General features: G+C 72.3%; 16 protein-coding genes, 1 tRNA gene and 1 pseudogene. 7 read left to right on the forward strand and 11 right to left on the reverse strand.

Annotated features, from left to right (window positions below; all coding sequences use genetic code 11):
• Positions 1-3: 3 nt before the first annotated feature.
• A pseudogene (locus tag DMP17_RS38025) lies at positions 4-646 on the reverse strand (DDE-type integrase/transposase/recombinase); the annotation flags it as partial.
• A gap of 166 nt (positions 647-812) precedes the next feature.
• Positions 813-1628, reverse strand: a complete 816-nt coding sequence (locus tag DMP17_RS38030; protein ID WP_337832050.1) for a GAF and ANTAR domain-containing protein — start codon at positions 1626-1628, stop codon at positions 813-815.
• Between the two features lie 168 nt (positions 1629-1796).
• On the opposite strand from DMP17_RS38030, the gene DMP17_RS38035 reads away from it, so the two are divergent.
• Entirely contained in the window at positions 1797-2066 is a 270-nt protein-coding gene (locus DMP17_RS38035; protein ID WP_337832051.1) for a hypothetical protein, read from the forward strand.
• A 55-nt stretch (positions 2067-2121) separates the two neighbouring features.
• Here DMP17_RS38035 and DMP17_RS38040 read toward each other — a convergent pair whose 3' ends face one another.
• Positions 2122-3024, reverse strand: coding sequence for a hypothetical protein (locus DMP17_RS38040; RefSeq protein ID WP_337832052.1), 903 nt, complete (start codon positions 3022-3024; stop codon positions 2122-2124).
• A 41-nt stretch (positions 3025-3065) separates the two neighbouring features.
• Entirely contained in the window at positions 3066-4646 is a 1581-nt protein-coding gene (locus DMP17_RS38045; protein WP_337832053.1) for an alpha/beta hydrolase, read from the reverse strand.
• A 230-nt stretch (positions 4647-4876) separates the two neighbouring features.
• Between DMP17_RS38045 and DMP17_RS38050 the strand changes: the two genes are divergently transcribed.
• The gene (locus DMP17_RS38050) at positions 4877-5506 is read left to right on the forward strand and encodes a TetR/AcrR family transcriptional regulator (RefSeq protein WP_337832054.1); all 630 of its coding nucleotides are present in this window, start codon (positions 4877-4879) and stop codon (positions 5504-5506) included.
• A 67-nt stretch (positions 5507-5573) separates the two neighbouring features.
• Here DMP17_RS38050 and DMP17_RS38055 read toward each other — a convergent pair whose 3' ends face one another.
• From DMP17_RS38055 to DMP17_RS38065, 3 genes are all read right to left on the reverse strand, one after another.
• Positions 5574-6500 (reverse strand): NADP-dependent oxidoreductase, encoded by a 927-nt coding sequence (locus DMP17_RS38055; RefSeq protein ID WP_337832055.1) that lies wholly within the window; start codon positions 6498-6500, stop codon positions 5574-5576.
• Between the two features lie 258 nt (positions 6501-6758).
• The gene (locus DMP17_RS38060) at positions 6759-7535 is read right to left on the reverse strand and encodes an AraC family transcriptional regulator (protein ID WP_337832056.1); all 777 of its coding nucleotides are present in this window, start codon (positions 7533-7535) and stop codon (positions 6759-6761) included.
• 86 nt (positions 7536-7621) lie between these two features.
• Complete coding sequence (locus tag DMP17_RS38065; RefSeq protein ID WP_337832057.1) at positions 7622-8233, reverse strand: TetR/AcrR family transcriptional regulator; 612 nt, start codon at positions 8231-8233, stop codon at positions 7622-7624.
• A 144-nt stretch (positions 8234-8377) separates the two neighbouring features.
• On the opposite strand from DMP17_RS38065, the gene DMP17_RS38070 reads away from it, so the two are divergent.
• Genes DMP17_RS38070 through DMP17_RS38080 form a run of 3 tightly spaced genes read left to right on the forward strand, consistent with a single transcriptional unit; the run spans position 8378 to position 10539 of the window.
• Positions 8378-8986 (forward strand): NADPH-dependent F420 reductase, encoded by a 609-nt coding sequence (locus DMP17_RS38070; RefSeq protein ID WP_443217940.1) that lies wholly within the window; start codon positions 8378-8380, stop codon positions 8984-8986.
• Positions 8983-9978 carry an alcohol dehydrogenase catalytic domain-containing protein gene (locus DMP17_RS38075; protein WP_337830723.1) on the forward strand — a complete coding sequence of 332 codons (996 nt, stop codon included), beginning with the start codon at positions 8983-8985 and terminating at the stop codon, positions 9976-9978. The genes DMP17_RS38070 and DMP17_RS38075 overlap by 4 nt, the downstream gene beginning before the upstream one ends.
• A gap of 48 nt (positions 9979-10026) precedes the next feature.
• Positions 10027-10539, forward strand: a complete 513-nt coding sequence (locus DMP17_RS38080; RefSeq protein WP_337832059.1) for a nitroreductase/quinone reductase family protein — start codon at positions 10027-10029, stop codon at positions 10537-10539.
• A gap of 3 nt (positions 10540-10542) precedes the next feature.
• Here the strand turns inward: DMP17_RS38080 and DMP17_RS38085 are convergent.
• From DMP17_RS38085 to DMP17_RS38095, 3 genes are all read right to left on the reverse strand, one after another.
• Positions 10543-10614: transfer RNA gene (locus DMP17_RS38085), tRNA-Val, on the reverse strand.
• A gap of 13 nt (positions 10615-10627) precedes the next feature.
• Positions 10628-11092, reverse strand: a complete 465-nt coding sequence (locus DMP17_RS38090) for a peroxiredoxin (RefSeq protein WP_226366608.1) — start codon at positions 11090-11092, stop codon at positions 10628-10630.
• Positions 11089-11520, reverse strand: coding sequence for a DUF3052 domain-containing protein (locus DMP17_RS38095; protein WP_020624178.1), 432 nt, complete (start codon positions 11518-11520; stop codon positions 11089-11091). The genes DMP17_RS38090 and DMP17_RS38095 overlap by 4 nt, the downstream gene beginning before the upstream one ends.
• Before the next feature lie 370 nt (positions 11521-11890).
• Here DMP17_RS38095 and aceE point away from each other — a divergent pair, with 370 nt between their 5' ends.
• Both aceE and DMP17_RS38105 read left to right on the forward strand, forming a co-directional pair.
• Positions 11891-14671, forward strand: a complete 2781-nt coding sequence (gene aceE / locus DMP17_RS38100; protein WP_337832060.1) for a pyruvate dehydrogenase (acetyl-transferring), homodimeric type — start codon at positions 11891-11893, stop codon at positions 14669-14671.
• A gap of 226 nt (positions 14672-14897) precedes the next feature.
• Positions 14898-15101: a cold-shock protein gene (locus DMP17_RS38105; RefSeq protein WP_020624180.1), complete on the forward strand. Its 204-nt coding sequence runs from the start codon at positions 14898-14900 to the stop codon at positions 15099-15101.
• 93 nt (positions 15102-15194) lie between these two features.
• Here the strand turns inward: DMP17_RS38105 and DMP17_RS38110 are convergent, their stop codons facing one another.
• Positions 15195-15941 (reverse strand): pirin family protein, encoded by a 747-nt coding sequence (locus DMP17_RS38110; protein WP_337832061.1) that lies wholly within the window; start codon positions 15939-15941, stop codon positions 15195-15197.
• Between the last annotated feature and the right edge of the window lie 7 nt (positions 15942-15948).

Consider the following 15948-nt stretch of genomic DNA (forward strand, 5'->3'; position numbering starts at 1 on the left):
CGCGATCCTGCCGTCGGTCTGCGGGCGGTAGGGACGGGTGCGTTTCGGGGTGGCCCCAGCGCGTGACAGGTGTCGCGCCAGGCGTGGGGGCGGTGGGCCGAGCCGTTGTCCGACGACACTCGCGTCGTGGTGACCCCGCGGGTGGCGAACCAGGCCACCGCGCGGCGCAGCACGGCTATCGCAGTGCGGCGGTCTCGTCGTCGTGGATCTCGGCGTCGGCGACGCGGGAATGGTCGTCGAGCACGGTGTGGACGGAGCAGGTGCCCATCTTCGCCTGGTGGTGGACGTTGCGGGGTTTGCCGGGGGTGGCGACCCGGTTGCGGTCTCCTCGGGCGCGCCCTACGTAGCGCCGGCCCCGGCAGTGGAGCAGGACCCGATGCACGATCGAGGGGGGCGACGGCGACCCGGTCGGCGATCTGGACCGGGCCCCGTCGCTTCCTGCGCAGGTGCTTGATCCGGCGCGTCACCGGCGCCGGCGTCGCCCGCGGCGATCGGTGTGGGCGGCTGGAGCGGCCCGTCATGGCGGCGGGACCGTCGGCGCGGTAGCGACCGGACCAGCGTTTCGCGGTCGGCCGGGCGACCTGGGACCGCGTTGCGGCCCGGCGACCGGTACCTGGTGGTCGACGATCAGACGCGCCAGGCGCAATCGGCCGCGTTCGGACGACGGGGCGTGAGCGTGAACCGCGAGGACCTCCGGTGGTCGGGGTGGGTGCCGTCAGACAGCTCCACACCAGCCACGGGGGCCCTCCCCGTTCGAGACCGGTCAGGTCGTGTCGTCACACGAGTTCGACCACCGTCTCCGATCAGTGCAGCTAGAGGGACTCGATGTCCTGGGGACGCTCGGCGACGGTGCGGGCCAGGCGCGCCAGCTTCACGTTGAGGTCCTGCGAGGTCCGGCGCAGCAGGTCGAACGCCTGGTCGGCGTCCAGCCCGCGGCGGGCCATCAGGATGCCCTTGGCCTGGCCGATGACATCACGGGTCTCGATCGCCGTCCGCAGATGTGCCTGCTTGAGCTCCGCGGCCGAGACCGCGTCGGTGGTCGCCAGCGCGAGCGAGGCGTAGCCGGCCAGGATGGTCAGGCGGTCGAGGTCGGCGCGGCCGAAGGCCTGCGGTCCGGAGGCGTACACGTTGAGCGCGCCCGGCAGCCGGGGCGGCCGGGCGTCGGGGAGCAGCTCGACCGCGGCCACCGAGAGGAACCCGTGACCCACCGCGGTCCCGGCCAGCTCGGGCCACCGCTCCTCGCGCCGCAGGTCGTCCGACACCGCGGACGCGGGGCCGTCCTCCCGGGCGGCGTCGACGCAGGGGCCGCGACCGCTGCGGTACTGCACGACGTCGATCTCCTCGGCCGGCCCGCCGGTGGACACCGGTGTGTAGTAACGGCCTGCGTCGTCGCGCATCGTCACGCTCGCCATCGCCGCCACGGGTATGACGCGTGTCACGACGTCGAGCACCCGGTCCAGCACCTCGGCGACGGTCGCGCAGTCCAGGAGCGCCGGTGCGAGACGTCGGAACTGCTCGACGACGTCGGCGTCGTAGACCGTGGCGGCGTACGGGGTGGGGGACGCGCCGTCGGTGCTGCGCTCCGACCCGTCCGGCGTTCCGATCAGCTCTGGCCTCGTCAGGTCCACCCGTCGGGGTGACCCGTCGTGGGTACGGCTAAACACCGCGACGGGACACGCCCGGGCGGTGTCCGCCACCGACTTCCATGCCCCGGGGCATCGGAGCGCGGGCGGTCGAGGCGCGTGCGCCTCGACCGGTCGGGAGCCCTCCCGAGCGGCATCCGGACCATTGCCGGCATGGATCGAGCAGAATCACGCACCGGGATCAGGTCGACGGTGGGCAGGGTGTCGGCGGCCCTCGCCATCGCCGCGGGGGTCGGCGCCGGGGTCCTGGCCGCGGCAGTCACGGTCGTGACCCCCGCCGCCGGGGAGTCGGCATCCGTCCTGGCCGGCGACGACTACTGCTGGGGATGGGGACCGGAGGGACCGCACGCCGACCAGCACTACGGCATGCGCTACTGCGACAACGCGCCGCTGGACCCCTCCCAGGTCCAGGACCGGCGATGACCGGCCACCGCTGACCCGCACGTGGACGTCGGCCTCCCCCGTCGGGGCCGGATCGTCAGCGGAGGATGGCGGCGGTCCCCTCGCGGTAGGTCGTGACCGCGGGCTCGGGGAACCGGGTCGCGAACCTCGACGAGTCGAAGGCGTCGTCGACGCGGTAGCGCGGGAGCAGCTCGGAGGCCGCCTCGACCGACGGGTCGGCCGGACCGCCGATCCGGAACACGGGCTCGGAGACCGTCGTGTCCTCGACCTGCACCTGCGCGGTGCGGGGGTACATGAAGGTGTTGTCCCGATCCGGCCGATGGCTCCCAGGACGGACGAGACGCCGGTCGTCACCCCCGTCGGTGGGTTGCGGGGTGGACGGGGCCGGCTGGAGCGAGGTCCAGATGGTCTCGGCGTCGATGATGCGGTTGTGCCGCCAGGTGACTGCTCGTTCCATGGCGGCGACGACACCGGCGACCGTGAGGGTCCCGAGCAGCCAGCCGGGTAGGAGCACCGGTGAGGTGAACGTCCCGAACCGGTCCGCCACCTCCGGGATCGAGGTGACCATCTCGAGCCATACGGGTGCGGCGAGGACGAGGTTGACCAGCAGGATCATCACGGCGGTGGCGGCGATCCCCCTGCTCAGACGAGGGTGGTCCCGGGTCAGGACTGCGCGCCGGTGCTCCAGGGTCCCCGGAGCCGGGGCCAGTCTGCGTTCCCGTCCGTCGGGCGTGACGAGATGGACCCGGGTGACGCCGTACAACCCGGCGTCGACCTCGATCCTCCCTCCGGGGACGGTGAAGGTGGCGGGCATCTCGGCCGTGCTGGTGCGCTGCCCGTCCCGGTAGAGCCGGGCGCGGTGGTCCTCGGTGGTGCGGGTCTCGACGGCCCAGACGGCCGGCCCGTCGGGGTCCGGCAGCGTGATCGTGTGGACGGTGCGGCTCAGTGCCTGGTGGAGTCGAACGGGTCGGAGGGCCATCGTCATCTTCTCCTGTCTGCGGGAACGGGGTCCCGAGCGGGTCAGAGGCTGCATCGGGCGTCGGCCGGCGGGGTCTCGAGGTCGAGGAGGTAGGCGTCGACCGCATCGTCGACGCAGGTGCTGCCACCCAGGAGGTAGGCGCCGTGCTGCTTGCCGTCGACGGTGAGCAGGCTCGCGCCGAGGGTTCGTGCCATGGAGACGCCACCCGGATACGGCGTCGCGGGATCGCCGGTGAGCGACACGACGAGCGCCTCGGGCAGACCCTCGACATCGGCGGGGAGCCACGGGACGTCGCGTGTCGGCGGGGCGGGCCACGCCTCGCACTCGCTGTGGTGGGTCCCCGCCGTCAGCAGGTCGATGCCGAACATGGGCGCGACGTTCGCGACCTCACGCGCGTGCGCGGTCTGTTCCTCCGGTGTCAGGCGGGGCCAGTCCATGCAGCGCACGGCGATGTTCGTATCGATGTCGGTGGTGTAGACGCCGTCGGCGGTGCGGCTGTAGAAGCCGTCGCGCAGGGCGAGGATCTCCTCGGCCCGCCCCGCGTCGAGCGCGGTCAGAGCGGAGATCAGCGAGGGCCAGTGGGCCTCCGCCGCCAGGCCCGCCGTGATGCCGAGGTAGACGTCCCAGACGCTCACGTCCCTGCCGTCGGCGGTGGGCGCCGGTGTCTCGACGAGCGGCGCGACGATCTCGTGCAGACGCTCGTTCGCCGCCGCGGGATCGGGGCCGAGGACACAGTCGGCCGACCGGGCGCAGAGCGCGGCGACCTCGTCGAACCGGGCCTGGGAGGCGGTGAACTGGGCGAGGCGGAGCTCGCTCGGTGTCCAGTCGGGTCCGACGGCGCTGTCGAGCACGACGGCACGGACCTTGTCGGGGTGCGCGGCGAGGTACATGGCGCCGATCTCGGAGCCGTAGCTGTAGCCGAGGAAGGTCAGCCGCTCGTCGCCGAGAACCTCCCGCAGGATGTCCATGTCACGCACGACGTTCGCCGATCCGGCGTTGACGAGGTTCTCGACGCCTCCGGAGCCCTCGATGCAGCGCTGCGCGTGGTCCACCGCCTGCTCGGCGCTGGTGATGTCGTAGACGGCGCCGAACCGGGGAACATCTCCGGCGTCGTACTCCTCGTCGGTGTAGCAGTCGAGGGCCGGGGTCGACGCTCCGATCCCGCGCGGGTCGAAGCCGACGATGTCGAAGCGCTCGGCGACGGGACCGTTCTGCCACTGGGGCAGGAAGGACGCCACGAAGCTGGTGCCGGATCCGCCGGGGCCGCCGGGGTTGATCAGCAGTGATCCCTCGGCCTCTCCCCGGGCGGGGAGACGCGTGAGGGCGATCCGCGCCCTCTCGCCCTCCGGGGCGCCGTAGTCGAGCGGAACCTCGACCGACGCGCACTCGAGTGCGGGGTTCGCGAACAGCTCGACGTCCGCGGCGTTCGTCGCAGTGTCCGTGCAGCCGCCCCAGTCGAGTTCCTGCGTCAGATAGGCGGCCATGTCCGCCTGACCACCGGGCGCCGGCGGGGTCGTCGATGTGCAGGCTGCCGACAGGACGAGGGGGATGACGGTGATGGCTGCGGCGAGACGCGGCACGGTCCGTCGCGATCGGTGCGGGCGTCGGCGGTACGAGGACATGTCTCTCCTGGTCGGGTCCGGGTGCGGCGGCGATGGCGTTCGACCGGGTCGACGACCTGCAGGTGTGGAAGGACCTGCCGACCGTGACCGGGATGCGCCGGACGCGGACCGCTGTGGGTCCGACGGCGGCGCGGGCCGGGTGGGTGCTACGACCTGACCGACGCGTTTTCTAGCATGAACGTGCTAGAAACTTAGCATGCTCGTGCCACATCGGGCGATAGAGTGGGGCCATGCCCAGACGCGTGGACCCGGATGCCCGGCGAGCGCAGGTCGCCGACGCCGTGATCGACGAGATCGCCGCGCACGGACTCCGCTCGGTGACCCTCGCCCGGATCTCCGCACGCTCCGGCCTGGCCATCGGGAGCATCCGGCACTACTTCGGCGACAACCTGCGGGAGGTCATGTCGTTCGCGTTGGGGGTCCTGCTCCAGCGCGCGGAGCACCGCAACCCGGGGCTCTCCGGGGATCCGGCGAGCCGGGTCGCCGATCTGGTCGTGTTCGTCGCACCCACCAGCGAGCAGGAACGCAAGGAGAACATCGCGCTCGTCGAGTACCGGGTGATGGCGCGCACGGACCCGGGGTTCGCAGCCGAGGTCGCCGCGACCTCGCTCGCGGCCGCGGAGGCGATCCGGTCGCTCCTGCGCGCGGCACTGGCCGACCGTGTGATCGACGAGGAGGCACTGCACCGCGAGGCGCTGCTGCTGCTCACCCTGGTCGAGGGCTTCTCGCTCGGTTCGGCGCTGAGCCCGGCCCCGCTGCAGGAGGCCGATGTCCGCGCCGTCGTCACGGACACCCTGCACCGCATCCGTGGTGCCTACCCACCTCGCAGGGAGGCGCCGGTGGGGCGCGCGGGGACCTGAGCCGCCGGCGATCGCCACCCGGACGCGTGGCGCGGCGCCGCCCGGCGGCGCACCACCCCGTGGGGCCTCAGACGGTGAGGACGAGCTTGCCGCGACGATGACCGTGATCGAGGGCCCGGTGGGCGTCCGCCGCCCGCTCGAGGGGGAATGTCTCCTCCACGTGCACCCGGAGCGCGCCCCTCTCGGCAAGGTCCACCAGGCCCCGCAGAGCCACCGGGTCGGGGTCCACCGCGATGCCGCTGAACCGCACGCCGGCGGCCTCCGCGTGAGCGATCACCGCGGCGTCGTCCTCGGCGGTCGCGGTGATCAGGTGCCCCCCACGCCGGAGCACGCGCAGGGAACGCTCCGCGATGCCGGCGCCCACCGTGTCGAGAACGATGTCGACGTCGCGGAGCGACTCCGCGAAGTCGCCGGACCGGTAGTCCATCACTTCGTCCGCACCGAGGGCTTCGACGAACTCGCGCTTGTCCGCGCCGACCGTGGTGATGACGTGCGCGCCCGCGGCCTTCGCTATCTGGATCGCGACGTGGCCGACCCCACCACCACCGGCGTGGATCAGAACCCGGTCGCCCGCGGCCACCCGCGCGAGATCGACCAGCCCCTGCCACGCCGTCAACCCGACGATCGGCAATGCCGCGGCCTCGACGTGGGAGAGCGAGGCCGGCTTGCGGGCGAGGTGCAGCGCCGGGACGGCGACGTACTCGGCGTAGGCCTCGGCGGCACGAGGGAACAGGGACATCCCGAACACCTCGTCGCCGGGCCGGAACCTCCAGGTCAGCGACTGCTCGACGACACCGCTGACGTCCCACCCGAGAACGAACGGCGGCCGGCCGAGCATCGGTGACTCACCCGCGCGCAGGCGGGCCTCCAGGGGGTTGAGGCCGACCGCCCGGACCCGCACGAGCACCTCGGTGGGCAGGGGGCGAGGCACGGGTGCCTCGACGACGGACAGGACAGCGGGGCCGCCGAACTCCTGTTGGGTGACGATTCGCATGAGCTCTCCTCCGGTGCTCCGGGCGGAGTCGGGAACCGCACTGCTGCCGATGCCCGCCCCTCCCACGACAGCGTCGACGAGAGGGAGGGTGGCGTACCACCGCTCTCCCGACAGCGAATACGGCTTACCCGCCATACGTGCGGGCGCCCGCGTCGGCGGCGGCACCACCCCTCCTCCCGAACCCACCGGGGTCTCAGGGCGGCACGGCCCGACACCGACGACCGTCCCGCGGGGTCGACCGGACCGGCAGCACGCGCCTCAGCCGTGGCCCGAGTGCCTCCTGGCGCGGTACCGACCGGGCGTCTCGCCGACGAGCCGGGTGAGGGCCTCGATGAAGCTGCTCGGGTTCGCCCAGCCCAGTCCGACGGCGGTATCGGTGACCGAGGCCCCGCCGCTGAGCTCGACCACTGCCCGCTGGACACGGAGGAGCGTCCGCCACTGCTGGAAGCCCATGGACAGCTCGGCGTGGAACAAGCGGCTCAGCGTCCGCTCGCTCGAACCCGTCGTCCGGCCCAGCTCCGCGAGCGAGGCGCCGCTGGCGGGATCGTCGTGCAGGAGCGAGATGACGTCCCGGAGTCGCGGATCGCGCGGCTCCGGCAGTCGTAGAGGCTCCTCCGGCGCCCGGGCGAGTTCTGCCACCACGACCTGCAGCAGGAGGCGGCCCCGTGCACCGTCCTCGGGCTCCTGGTCGTCGACGAGGGCCAGGTAGGCCTCGCGCATCAGGGCGCTCGCGACGAAGACCGACGGGTGCGCCGGAAGCTGCGCGGCATGCGGTGCAGGCACCGTCACGAACCGGACGTGCGTCTCGCCGTACGAGCGGCTCCAGTGCGCGTGGAACGGCGGAACCCAGCTGATGCGATCGGTCGGCGCCATCCAGACACCCGCCGCGGTCGAGGTGACCAGCACCCCGGACACGGCGTACCGGAGTTGCCCGAACTCGTGGGAGTGCGCCGGCACCCGCTCGCCGTGGGCCAGCGGCCCGCAGGTCTCCGACCCGTCGACGGAGGGCTCCGGCCGTTCCGGCGTCCTGCCCATGGGGGTCGACCCCAGTGTTCTCAGCGCGCTCGCGACCGTGACGTCCGCCGGGGACGCGTCGCGATCCCGGAGGAGCCGGCGTGGGCTCACCGGCCCTTGAGCCGGTTCCGGTTGGCCGCGAGGACCTCGTCCGACAGGTCGGGGGCGACGTCGGCGACCGCACGGGAGAGCAGGAGCGCGCCGACCATCTGGCTGAACAGCGCCACCGCCTGCTCCCTCGCCTCGGCCGGGGCGATCTCGGTACCGGACTCGCGGCCGTGCTCGATCACCATCTCCGCGATGGAGTCGAAGTAGCCGTCCAGGCCGCGGCGGTACTCGGCCTGCGCGGCGGCGTCGTGCCGCCCGGCGTCGGAGACGAGCGCGGCCGAGGGGCATCCGGTCTCGGGGTGGTCGCGGTGCTCGGCGGCGATGTACTGGTCGACCATGCCGTGCAGGGCCGCGCGCGCCGAGCCGGCGTGCGCCGCGCGGATGGCGTCGAGCGCCGCCAGCGAGTCGACGAACCCCTGGTGCAGGACCTCGACGGCGAGGTCGCTCTTGGACGCGAAGTGGTTGTAGAAGCCGCCGTGGGTCATGCCCGCCGACTTCATCAGCCCTTCGATGCCCGTGCCGTCGATGCCGCGCAGCCGGAAACCCTCGCCCGCTGCGGCCAGGATCCGCTCGCGGTTGCGCTGCTTCTGCTCCCGTGTGACGCGGGGCACGTCGACCACCTCCCAGGCGAGAACCCGGGCGGAGTCTAGTCCGCAGTCGATGATGACCACCATCAAAACGGCCCGCCCGACTTGACGTCGCTCGCCTCCGGTCGTGTACTTATTGATGTGAGTCATCATCAAAAGGAGGTCGTCATGCAGTTCGGAACCATCGGCGCCGGAACGGTCGCGCAGGCCGTCGCCGGTCATCTGGTGGCGGCGGGGCACGCCGTGACCCTGAGCAACAGCCGCGGCCCCGGCTCGCTGCGCGATGTCGTGGCGCGGCTGGGGCCGTCGGCAGGGGCGGCGCCGGTCGACGAGGCCGCGCGGGCGGACATGGTGTTCCTGACCGTGCCGTGGCCGCGGGTCGGCGACGCACTGGCCGGGCTCCCGCCCTGGGACGGCCGCATCCTGGTGGACACGACGAACCGGATGACGGAGGCGACGGGCGTCGGTCCCGGTGCGGTGACGCCGAGCGAGCTCGTCGCGACGCTGGCCCCCGGCGCACGCGTGGTCAAGGCGTTCAACACCCTCTACGCCCGCTACATCGCCGCCGACCCCCGGCATCCGGAGGGACGGCAGCTGCTGTTCTACGCCGGCGACGACGCCGCGGCCAAGGCCTCGTTCCACGACGTCGCCGACCGCATGGGGTTCGCGCCGGTCGACGCCGGAACGCTGCGCGACGGCGGGCGGCTGATGCAGGTCGGCGGCCCGCTCTCGGCCCTGCACGCCCTGCGGCAGGACCCGGCCGGAGGAGCGCGGTGAAGGCACTCGCCTACGAACGGGCGCACCCGCTCGACGCGTTCGCCATCGACCTGGTCGACGTCGCCGAACCGCGGTTGCGCGCCGGTGACCTGCTGGTCGAGGTGCGGGCGATCGGCATCAACCCCGGTGAGGCGGCGATCCGGCGGACCCGCAGTGCGCCGCCGGGCGGCCGCGTCGTCCTCGGGTGGGAGTTCGCCGGCGTCGTCGTCGCGACCGGGCCCGCGGCCACCGGATTCGCGATCGGGGACCGGGTGATGGGCACCGGTGACATCACCCGCGACGGGAGCTGGGCCGAACGCGTTGCGGTCGACCACCGGGTCGTCGCCCCGATCGCCGACGAGCTCACGTTCGCCGACGCCGCCTCCCTGCCGATCGGCGTGCTCACCGCATGGGAGGCACTGGCCCGTGACCGCGACGCACCGCCCGCCGGTGTCGGGAGCGTCCTGGTCATCGGCAGCGCGGGCGGTGTGGGCTCGATGGCCACACAGCTGCTCGCGGCGTGGACGTCGGCGTTCGTGATCGGCACCGCGTCCCGGCCCGAGTCACGGGAGTGGGCCACCGCGATGGGGGCCGATCTCGTCGTCGACCACCACGGCGACCTCGCCGTCCAGCTGCGCGACGCCGGGATCGGCGCCGTCGACCTCGTGCTGTCCACCTCGGACACCGGCAGCCGGCTCGCCTCGATCGTCGAGCTGCTGCGCCCGTTCGGGCACCTCGCCTTCGTCGACGCGCCCGGGCGCTGGGACATGGAGGCGGTCGCCGGCAGGTCGCTGTCGCTGCACGGCGAGATGGTGTTCAGCACGATCGTCACCGGCGGCGATGCCGCTCGCCAGAGCCGGATCCTCGCCCGCGCCGCGGACGACGTCGCCGCCGGACGCCTGCGTCCGATCGGCACGACGACCCTTCGCGGACTGACCCCCGAGACCATGCGGACCGCGCACACGCTCGTCGAGAGCCGCCGGACGGTCGGCAAGACCGTGATCACTCTCTGACCCCGGCCCGTCCGGCCCGGGCCCCACCGACGGAAGGAACGACCCGACATGACACCGAACCTGCTGGACGGCGAGTACGCCCCCAGCTCCGACCCCGCCACCCGCGAACAGGTCGAGCTCTACGAGCGCACCGACGGCAGGGAGGGCGCGACCATGCTGGGCGGACCTGTCGTCATCCTGACCACCCGCGGCGCGCGGTCGGGCACGCTGCGCAAGACCGCCCTGATGCGGATCGAGCGCGGCGGCGTCTACGCCCTCGGCGCGTCGGCCGGTGGGCAGGCCCGGCACCCGGGCTGGTTCCACAACCTGATGGCCCACAACACGGCGCAGCTCCAGGACGGGGCCCGCCGAGCCCTGATGACCGCACGCATCGCCGAGGGCGCCGAGCGAGCGGACTGGCTCGCCTACGCCGACGAGCTGTACCCGTTCTTCGCCGACCTGCGCGAGCGCGCCGTCCTGACCGGCGGCCGGGAGGTGCCGGTGGTGCTGCTCGAACCCGTCACGGACCGACCCGTCGAGGAGGCCCGGCACGGAGCCGGCGGTCACGGGGCCGACCGATGAGAGTGGGCGCGGCAGGGTTCGAACCTGCGACCGCTCGGGTGTAAACCGAGTGCTCTCCCGCTGAGCTACGCGCCCGGGACGGACATCTTCACACGGCCCCGAGGGCCCGACGCCACCCGTCCTGGTCCCGCGGCTCCCCCGGCCCGTTCACCTCCGCGAACGAGACGGTGCCGTCCGGGCGGACGAGGAACGTCCCCCGCAACGCCATGCCCTTCGGTGCGTGGAACACCCCGTAGGACGACGCCACGGCCCCGTGCGGCCAGAAGTCCGACAGCAGCGGGAACCCGAACCCCGCGGACGAGGCCCACGCTCCCAGCGCGAACGTGGGATCGCACGAGATCGACAGCACCTGCACTGAGGAATTCTGGAAGTCCCCGAGCGCGGACTGCACAGCAGCCAGCTCCCCGCCACAGATCCCGGAGAACGCGAACGGGTAGAAGACCAACAGCGCCGAGCGCCCCGACCCGAGTACCGACGCCAGCGAGACCGGCTGTCGGTTCTGGTCGGGGAGCTCGAAGTCCGGGGCGGTCGCGCCCTCGACGACTGGGCTCAGCGCTTGCCCTTCCCCTGCTTCGGCGGCACGAGCTTCGACCCCACCCAGTCGTCCCCGAGCGTCGCGTTGGACGTCTGCGACAGCCCGGCGGTCGGGGCCGCCTCGGCGATCTCGGAGGGCTGGATGTGGCCGTCACGGCCGGTCTTGGGTGTCAGGACCCACACGAAGCCCTCGTCCGAGAGGGGCGTTCGGGCGTCGACCAGGGTGTCGATCAGGTCGCCGTCCCCGTCGCGGAACCACAGGAGGACGACGTCGATGACCTCCTGGGCGTCCTCGTCGAGGAGCTCCTCACCGGTCGTGTCCTCGACGGCCTCTCTGACCTGGTCGTCGATGTCGGTGTCGTACCCGAGTTCCTGGACGATCATGCCCGGCTCGATGCCGAGCTTTGCCGCGATGTCGGACGCACCGGCATCTGCCGCGGTCACCACTCGTTCCCCTTTCACGCTGCTCACGCAGTCCATCGTCTTCGGTTCCGCGTGCGGGCGCCACCCTTCGCGCGAAATCGGATGGGGCATCCGATCACGGGGGCCCGACCGGATGCAACCGGCTCGCGGTTCGCGGCCCGGTGACGCGCAGGTCACCCCGCCCTCCGTTCAGTTACGTACGAGTAGTACCTATCCTCGCGGCCAGAGCCCGACTTCGTGAACGACGAGTTTCGGGACCGCGCCGGAACAGGCACGATGGACCGAGCCACGGCCACGACCGTCGAGTCCGGCCGGCGACGTCGCCCCACAGCCGGCGGCGGAAAGACAGGGCCGGGCGATCCCGGCCACCGACGGAATCAGGCAGGGAGAACCCTTGACCGCGCAGAGCAGCACGCCCGGCGACGACAAGCGCCGCGTCAACGTCATCCGGGACGGGCTGGCCGCCCACCTGCCGGACATCGACCCCGAGGAGACGGCCGAGTGGCTGGACTCCCTGGACGCGGTCCTGGACAACGCCGGGCAGCAGCGCGCCCGCTACCTCATGCTGACGATGCTGCAGCGCGCCCGTGAGAAGCACGTGGGCGTCCCGTCGCTGACCGCGACGGACTACGTGAACACCATCCCGACCGACCGTGAGCCGTGGTTCCCCGGCGACGAGGACGTCGAGCGCACCTACCGGCGCTGGGTGCGCTGGAACGCCGCGATGACCGTGCACCGCGCGCAGCGGCCGGGCATCGGCGTCGGCGGGCACATCTCGTCCTACGCCTCGTCGGCGACCCTGTACGAGGTCGGCTTCAACCACTTCTTCCGTGGCAAGGAGCACCCCGGCGGCGGCGACCAGATCTACATCCAGGGCCACGCCTCCCCCGGCATCTACGCCCGCGCCTTCCTCGAGGGCCGCCTGTCCGAGGACCGCCTCGACGGCTTCCGCCAGGAGCTCAGCCACGCCGGCCCCGGCGGCGGCCTGCCGTCGTACCCGCACCCGCGCCTGATGCCGGACTTCTGGGAGTTCCCCACGGTCTCGATGGGCATCGGCCCGATGAACGCGATCATGCAGGCGCGGTTCAACCGCTACCTGGGCGACCGCGGCTTCAAGGACACCTCCCAGCAGCAGGTGTGGGCCTTCCTCGGCGACGGTGAGATGGACGAGCCCGAGTCGCGTGGCCTGATCCACGTCGCGGCCAACGAGGGCCTGGACAACCTGAACTTCGTCGTCAACTGCAACCTGCAGCGCCTCGACGGCCCGGTCCGCGGCAACGGCAAGATCATCCAGGAGCTGGAGGCGTTCTTCCGGGGCGCCGGCTGGAACGTCATCAAGGTCATCTGGGGCCGCGAGTGGGACTCGCTGCTGCACGGCGACCGCGACGGCGCGCTGATCAACCTGATGAACACCACGCCGGACGGCGACTTCCAGACCTACAAGGCCAACGACGGCGCCTACGTCCGCGACCACTTCTTCGGCCGGGACCCGCGGACCAAGGCGCTCGTCGACCCGATGAGCGACGCCGAGATCTGGAAGCTCAAGCGCGGTGGGCACGACTACCGCAAGGTGCACGCGGCCTACGCCGCGGCGACCGCGCACCACGGCCAGCCGACCGTCATCCTGGCCAAGACCATCAAGGGCTACGGCCTGGGCACGCACTTCGCGGGCCGCAACGCCACCCACCAGATGAAGAAGCTCACGCTCGACGACCTCAAGCAGTTCCGCGACGAGCAGCGCATCCCGATCTCGGACAAGCAGCTCGAGGCCGACCCGTACCTGCCGCCGTACTACCACCCCGGCGAGAAGGACGAGGCGATCCAGTACCTGCGGGAGCGCCGTCGCCAGCTGGGCGGGCCGCTGCCGTCGCGCCGGACCGCCAGCAAGCCGCTGGTGCTCCCCGGCGACAAGGTCTACGACTTCGTCAAGAAGGGTTCCGGCAAGCAGGAGGTCGCCACGACGATGGCGTTCGTCCGGCTGCTGCGCGAGCTCATCAAGGACAAGGAGATCGGCGCGCGCTTCGTGCCGATCATCCCGGACGAGGCCCGTACCTTCGGTATGGACTCGATGTTCCCGAGCCAGAAGATCTACAACCCGAACGGCCAGAACTACACCTCGGTCGACGCCGACCTGATGCTCGCCTACAAGGAGTCCGAGCAGGGCCAGATCCTGCACGAGGGCATCAACGAGGCCGGATCGGTCGGGTCGTTCACCGCGGCGGGCACGTCCTACGCCACGCACGACGAGCCGATGATCCCGATCTACATCTTCTACTCGATGTTCGGGTTCCAGCGGACCGGCGACTCGATCTGGGCCGCCTCGGACCAGATGGCCCGCGGCTTCCTCGTCGGCGCCACCGCCGGTCGCACCACGCTGACCGGTGAGGGTCTCCAGCACAACGACGGTCACTCGCTGCTGCTCGCGGCGACCAACCCGGCCGTAGTCGCCTACGACCCGGCGTTCTCCTTCGAGGTCGCGCACATCGTCCAGGACGGGCTGCGCCGGATGGTCGGCGAGAAGCCCGAGAACGTCATCTACTACCTGACGGTCTACAACGAGCCCTACCGCCAGCCGGCCGAGCCGGAGGACGTGGACCGCGAGGGCATCCTGCGCGGGATGCACCGCTTCGCCGCGGCGCCCGAGGGCAACGGCCCCGTGGTGCGGCTGCTCGCCTCCGGTGTCTCGCTGCCGTGGGCGCTGACCGCGCAGAAGATGCTGGCCGACGAGTGGGACGTCCGCGCCGAGGTCTGGTCGGTGACGTCCTGGGGCGAGCTGCGCCGCGACGGTGTCGAGGCCGAGCACGCCAACCTGCTCAAGCCCGGTGACGAGCCGGTCGTGCCGTACGTGACCCAGAAGCTGGGCGACGGCGAGCACGGCGACGCCCCGGTCGTGGCGGTCTCGGACTGGATGCGCGCGGTCCCCGACCAGATCCGCCAGTGGTCCCCGGCGCCGTTCCTGTCGCTGGGCACCGACGGGTTCGGCCTGTCCGACACCCGTCCGGCCGTGCGCCGCCACTTCGCGGTCGACGCCGAGTCGATCGTCGTCGGCGCGCTGTCGGTGCTGGCCAAGCAGGGCCTGGTGAAGACCGAGACCGCGGCCGAGGCCGCGGCCGGCTACAAGATCGACGACCCGCAGGCCGCCGGCCCGCAGATCGGCGACGGCGGGGCCGCCTGACCCCACCGGCACACGATGGCCCGCCGCCCCGCACGGGGCGGCGGGCCGTCGCCGATTTTCGCCCCTCCCAGGGCGGCGCAGATCACGATAGGCTCCGCGCGACGGCGGTGGCGGTGATCACTCGTCCTCGCGACTCGCCGTCCTGACCAGGGCGTCGACCGTGTGCGTCGCTGGCCTGCGGTCCCGGGGCGAGGTGCTCCGGGCCGATGATCTCCAGGGAGCGGGAATGGCAGAAGGCACCGTCAAGTGGTTCAACAGCGAGAAGGGCTACGGCTTCCTCGCCCCCGACGGTGGTGGTGCGGACGTGTTCGTGCACTACTCGGCAATCCAGACGAACGGCTACAAGAGCCTCGACGAGGGGCAGCGCGTGTCGTTCGACATCGAGCAGGGGCAGAAGGGGCCGCAGGCCAGCGCGGTCACGCCGCTCTGAGCCGTCCGGTCACCCGTCCGTCGTGGTGACCGGCAGCAGCCCGTCACGGCCGAGGCCCCGCGCGCCCCGGCCGGGTTCCGCGGTGTCCGGGTGTCACCACCCCAGCGCCGCGTGCATCTCCCACACCAGGATCTCGGCCCCGTCCGGTCCGGCGGTGATCCGCCGGCCGCCGTCGTCGACGACCCTGGCCGCGTCGCCCGTACCGAGCTCGTCACCGGGCACGTCCTCCAGCGTCGCGCCCCCACGTGCCACGAACGCGTGCACGAACGGGGCGGTCGGCAGCTCCGTCGCCGACCCCGGCGCGAGCCGTGCCACCGACAGGGCCGCCGCGCGCTGACGCAGCGGCAGCAGGGTCGCCCCGCGGTGCCGTTCCAGGCCCGACGCCAGGACGACCGTGTCCCCGCGCTCCCCCGCGTCCGCCGCACGCACGAGGTGGCGCGGGTCGCCGCCCGGTTCCTCGGGCACCACCCACATCTGCACGAACCGCACGCCCCCGTCCGGCGTCGCGTGCTCGGAGTGCCGCACCCCCGACCCCGCGCCCAGGTACTGCACCCCGCCCGGCCCGACCCGTGCGGTCCGCCCGGTGGCGCTGTCGCGGTGTTCCAGCTCGCCGTCGAGGACCCAGGTGAGGATCTCGGTGTCGCGGTGCGGATGCTCGTCGTAGCCGCGCCCCGGGACGAGCCGGTCCTCGTTGTGCAGCAGCAGCAACCCGAAGTGGGTGTTGGCCGGGTCGTAGTGCGCCCCGGCGGAGAAGCTGTGCCGCGAGTCGAGCCAGCCGGTCTCCGTGCGTGCCCGTGAGCCCGCGCGGTACAGCGTGACGTGTCCTGTGGGTGCGTCCATCGTCGTG

Source organism: Pseudonocardia sp. TMWB2A, from assembly GCF_017312135.1.

What these genes read in the sequence shown, in the direction of transcription:
- DMP17_RS38080 (WP_337832059.1), top strand. Translation starts at nt 10,027, where the DNA reads ATGACACCGAACCTGCTGGACGGCGAGTACGCCCCCAGCTCCGACCCC.
- DMP17_RS38035 (WP_337832051.1), top strand. Translation starts at nt 1,797, where the DNA reads ATGGATCGAGCAGAATCACGCACCGGGATCAGGTCGACGGTGGGCAGG.
- DMP17_RS38045 (WP_337832053.1), bottom strand. Translation starts at nt 4,646, where the DNA reads ATGTCCTCGTACCGCCGACGCCCGCACCGATCGCGACGGACCGTGCCG.
- DMP17_RS38070 (WP_443217940.1), top strand. Translation starts at nt 8,378, where the DNA reads ATGCAGTTCGGAACCATCGGCGCCGGAACGGTCGCGCAGGCCGTCGCC.
- DMP17_RS38110 (WP_337832061.1), bottom strand. Translation starts at nt 15,941, where the DNA reads ATGGACGCACCCACAGGACACGTCACGCTGTACCGCGCGGGCTCACGG.
- DMP17_RS38060 (WP_337832056.1), bottom strand. Translation starts at nt 7,535, where the DNA reads ATGGGCAGGACGCCGGAACGGCCGGAGCCCTCCGTCGACGGGTCGGAG.
- DMP17_RS38105 (WP_020624180.1), top strand. Translation starts at nt 14,898, where the DNA reads ATGGCAGAAGGCACCGTCAAGTGGTTCAACAGCGAGAAGGGCTACGGC.
- DMP17_RS38040 (WP_337832052.1), bottom strand. Translation starts at nt 3,024, where the DNA reads ATGGCCCTCCGACCCGTTCGACTCCACCAGGCACTGAGCCGCACCGTC.
- DMP17_RS38050 (WP_337832054.1), top strand. Translation starts at nt 4,877, where the DNA reads ATGCCCAGACGCGTGGACCCGGATGCCCGGCGAGCGCAGGTCGCCGAC.
- DMP17_RS38055 (WP_337832055.1), bottom strand. Translation starts at nt 6,500, where the DNA reads ATGCGAATCGTCACCCAACAGGAGTTCGGCGGCCCCGCTGTCCTGTCC.